This window comes from Staphylococcus sp. EZ-P03 (assembly GCF_003344575.1).
Classification (GTDB): domain Bacteria; phylum Bacillota; class Bacilli; order Staphylococcales; family Staphylococcaceae; genus Staphylococcus; species Staphylococcus simulans_B.
The window spans coordinates 1-4026 of the sequence record NZ_QPMO01000039.1 but is presented as its reverse complement, the minus strand read 5'-3'; the positions used below and the strand labels follow the sequence as shown (position 1 = coordinate 4026).

The 4026-nt window shown below is 39.9% G+C and carries 3 protein-coding genes and 3 pseudogenes; all 6 read right to left on the bottom strand.

The window, feature by feature from the left end; genetic code table 11:
- Positions 1–84: 84 nt before the first annotated feature.
- Positions 85–370: pseudogene (bcrD, locus tag DVJ99_RS12810) on the bottom strand (bacitracin resistance undecaprenyl-diphosphatase BcrD); the annotation flags it as partial.
- Positions 370–1123, bottom strand: a pseudogene (locus DVJ99_RS12805) (ABC transporter permease). The pseudogenes DVJ99_RS12805 and bcrD, both read right to left, overlap by 1 nt.
- Positions 1116–2034: pseudogene (bcrA, locus tag DVJ99_RS12800) on the bottom strand (bacitracin ABC transporter ATP-binding protein BcrA). The pseudogenes DVJ99_RS12805 and bcrA overlap by 8 nt, the downstream one beginning before the upstream one ends.
- A gap of 341 nt (positions 2035–2375) precedes the next feature.
- Positions 2376–2744: a sigma-70 family RNA polymerase sigma factor gene (locus DVJ99_RS13210; protein ID WP_162912222.1), complete on the bottom strand. Its 369-nt coding sequence runs from the start codon at positions 2742–2744 to the stop codon at positions 2376–2378.
- A gap of 113 nt (positions 2745–2857) precedes the next feature.
- On the bottom strand, positions 2858–3463 hold the full coding sequence (locus DVJ99_RS12785) for a phosphatase PAP2 family protein (protein WP_114604541.1): 606 nt from the start codon (positions 3461–3463) through the stop codon (positions 2858–2860).
- A gap of 194 nt (positions 3464–3657) precedes the next feature.
- On the bottom strand, positions 3658–4026 hold a 369-nt coding region (locus DVJ99_RS12780), incomplete at its 5' end, for a hypothetical protein (protein WP_481900537.1).

Below are 4026 nucleotides of genomic sequence, written 5' to 3'. Positions count from 1 at the left end.
GTCGAGATCAGGGAATGAGTTTATAAAATAAAAAAAGCACCTGAAAAGGTGTCTTTTTTTGATGGTTTTGAACTTGTTCTTTCTTATCTTGAACCACAACGAGAAAGTATCCTTTTTAACAAGTGGCTGCGATTTATCCTTTAGCTGAAATGGAAACATCTTGTTCCAAAACATTACAACCACTGCGAGTATAGCTCCAAGTTGAATAACAACAAAAAACATTTCTTTAAATGCTTCGCTCATATTAAGTGTGATAAATTTGTCCGCAAGAATCATATGTCCTGTGCTGCTGATAGGTAGCCACTCAGTAATACCCTCAACAATTCCAAAGAAAAATAACTTTTAAAATTTCTATAAAATCAAGTACCATTATTTCAAATCCTCCTTTTTAAAATGATGAAAGGTCATAAGAAAACCAACTGCTGATACAAGAATAATAATAGATACAGACAGCAGTGTAGGATAGCCGGTACTCTGAAGTTTACCCTGCACCAAGAAATAGGTGGCTGTCCACGGATACAACGCTCCCCATTCTTGATTTGAAAGTGCGGCACTTCCCATGACAATCACGGCAGAGCCAATCATCGGGGCGACAAATCCTTTTGTTTTCATAGCAACAAACACAAAAGGAGAAACTGTTAAAAACCATCAGGATACTGCCAAACAAAAACTTTGGGAAGCCATACTATTGCCACTAGTAAGCTATATCCCTCCAATGTAAAGACAGCGTGATATAGCCCAACAAGCGATAAATATACCTGCCCATGTTACAAGGGTGAGCATAACAATCCAAAGAAGCAGGGTGCAAAATTTTCCAATTAATAGTTTTGTCCTTGAAATGGGTATGGGCAATATGGTTTTGAGTGTGCTTTCTGTGTACTCTCTGCTAAACAAGTAAGCTGCAATTGCCACATATATCATAATGTTTACCAGCAGCATGATATACAGTACACTGTCGCTGTATATGTCAGACAAGGTAAAGGATAATCTCCGGCTTATCAAAATGTGTTTGCAAGGCTTCTATTAACATCAAAAGTGGGGTAGATAATACCCCTGCCACACTAATTAGCACCATTTTTGAACGCTTTAGTTTTAATAATTCACAAGAAATAAGATTAAGCAATACCGCCACCTCCAATCAGTTTAGAAAAGTAGTCCTCTAAGTTTTCCTCACTATCATCTATCCTTGTCACGAGCAGTCCATTTCGTGCAAATTCTCGATTGATTTCCTCCAACACTTTGGCTAAAGTCATAAATTCTCACCGTACCGTCCTGCACTGTAAAATCCGTCATGTGGTAGTGGCTTTCTAAAATCTTTCCAGCTATCTCACTGTCAGATAAATCAAATTGAATGTATTTTCGATTCCTTTTGTGAAGCTCGGATATATTCACTTCCTCTACTAAATGCCCCTCGTGCATAACGCCGATAATATCTGCTATCTGTTCAATCTCGCTTAAAACATGGCTTGAGATAAAAATGGTAATGCCATGATTGTGACTAAGTTCAGATAAAAGTGAGCGTATTTCAACTATTCCAATGGGGTCAAGTCCGTTAATCGGTTCGTCAAGTATTAAAAGCTCCGGCTCGTGCATAATGGCGGCGGCAATACCAAGCCGTTGCTTCATTCCGAGGGAATAATCGGAAAAGACTTTTCTTTTCTCTTTATGCAGCCCCACAACTTCAAGAGCTTTTTCTACTCCACTTTTAGATACTCCCCCTCGCAGTTTAGCGAGAATTTGCAAATTCTCATACCCTGTTAAATTACTGTAAAATCCCGGTGTTTCGATAATAGAGCCTACTTTGCTATAAAGGGTATGGATATTTTCCTTATAGTTTGTGCCAAACAAGCGTACCGTTCCATCCGTTGGGAGAGCAAGCTGCAACATCATTTTCATTGCTGTGGTTTTGCCTGCTCCGTTTCTGCCGAGCAAACCATAAATTTTGCCCGTTGGCACATGAAGATTGACCTTATCGACAACGGTGGCTGTTCCGTATCGCTTCGTAAGATTTTCTGTTTCAATGATATAATCCATATTTGATTTTCCTTTCCGTTGGTTGCTGTTCTTGTTTTCACTGACCACAATTTTATTATCACAGGAGCTATATCAAAAGCCAAGAAACCTACCGTCACATCGCCTACATCTATCATGTCAACATGAAAAAAAGCCCCGACACTTATCGTGTCAGAGCCTATTTCAAGGGATTTATATCGTTTTTACTTTGTTCCGTTCTGCTTAATCCAAACAACTATTTTTGCGACAAACAGCAGAAACATAAGTGCTGTTATATATGGTTCTCTTCCTGCTGCTAAGAAACAGATAGCCAAAGGCAGTGAGTCCAAGGGAGCATTTTGTAGCAATGCCGCCCGATTGTGCTACGTGTCCAGCCGCTTTGTTCCCCGATTTCTTTCTGCGTCAAGTGCTGGAAGGTAATACAAAAAGATTTCCTCCTGCGTTTGTTCCGGCAGCTCGGCAAGAGCAACCGCAAGGGAGCAGCTATCTAAAAGTATCGTCTGCCCCCGGACGGAGAGTGGATAAGTTTCGCCATAGTCTGGCACTTGAAAATACTCGTCTGTGGTGCTTAGTGGAACAAACTTTTCTTCGGTCAAGTATTCAAGGGAGATTTCTCGTTTCCACTTGGCAAACAGCATACGGGCAGCGTCTATGGAAGCATGGCGAATGACTATCTGGCAATAGGCGTTATGGGTGTACTGGATATGTTCTTTGTATTCTTTCTCGGTCATGGAAAATCCCCCTTTCTCTGATGATAGTGAGGGGCGGCAGCACTCCCTGCTGTCGCCCCTTGACTACCCACCAGCAAGGACAGGCGGGGCTGTCAACGGCGGGCGCAGCCCGTTCATCTTGACCGTTGACTGCTCCGGCTGGCTTTGCTATTTACTAACTGATTTGTGGAATAGTACAACATAACAAGTGTTGCACTAAGCAATATTCCACCCACAATATCAGTAAACCAATGCACACCAGATAAAACCCGCCCAATGACCATAAAACTTGCATAGATACCACAAAAAGCATTTACTATATTCCTTAATCTTTTGCTTGAAATCAAATGGTGAAATTGCATAATAGCCGTAGGCATAATGCACATCATAAGCATTGTTGTAGAGGACGGATAAGAGGCTTCCAAAACACCCTCAATCAAAACAGGTCTGTAATTTACAACAAAAAACTCAAAAAAGAGATATGCCAAAAATACAAGCACATAAAAACCGCCTAATACCAAAATACTGCTATCTACACGAAACAGACTTTTCCTTTTAATAAGTTGCACAAGACCTACCATTGCAAATCCGAACATGATAAACAGTACAGCAATACTCAACCAGTCTGTTATACTATATAGCAGCATATTCACACCAAACAGCGTATGAAAATATTGATTGACTTCCGCAAACCCGACAGATGAACCCTGTGGGCCGATTGGCTGCACATCAACAAACATAATTGCCACTGTGTAGAGAATGAACAAAGCCAACAGTCCGGCAGCTACAATAAAATTGTTTTGGATTTTTTTTTTTCTTCTTTCATTTTTTTGCTCCTTTGTTTTTTATGTATTTGGCTCTTGCCTAATCACACTTTAACTTTGGAGTGAAAAAAAGAAAGAATTTGCCCGTCACATCATTGATACGCTTCGTGTCATGGGCGTTTTAGCAACAAAGCGCCCTTGATAATCAACAAAACAAATGTAAAAAAGGCTACATAAGGTTGAAGGCTTGCAATAAAGATAACAACGCTAATTATAGTCAATATCATAGATAAGATAGTCTTTGTTTTTATCCAAATAATGCTGGAATAATTTTGCAAAGCTAACGTAGCAATACCACAAGCAACTGTTAATAAAATGATTGCAAAATATGCAACTTTTATGAACAATGGTGTTTCCTGTAACGATAGCAAAGACACTTGACGAATTATCTCGCCCCCTTGCTGTCCAAAAAGAGGGATAAAAAACAACATTACAACAGAGCAATCAATCAAGCCAAATACTAAATCACGCATATGCTG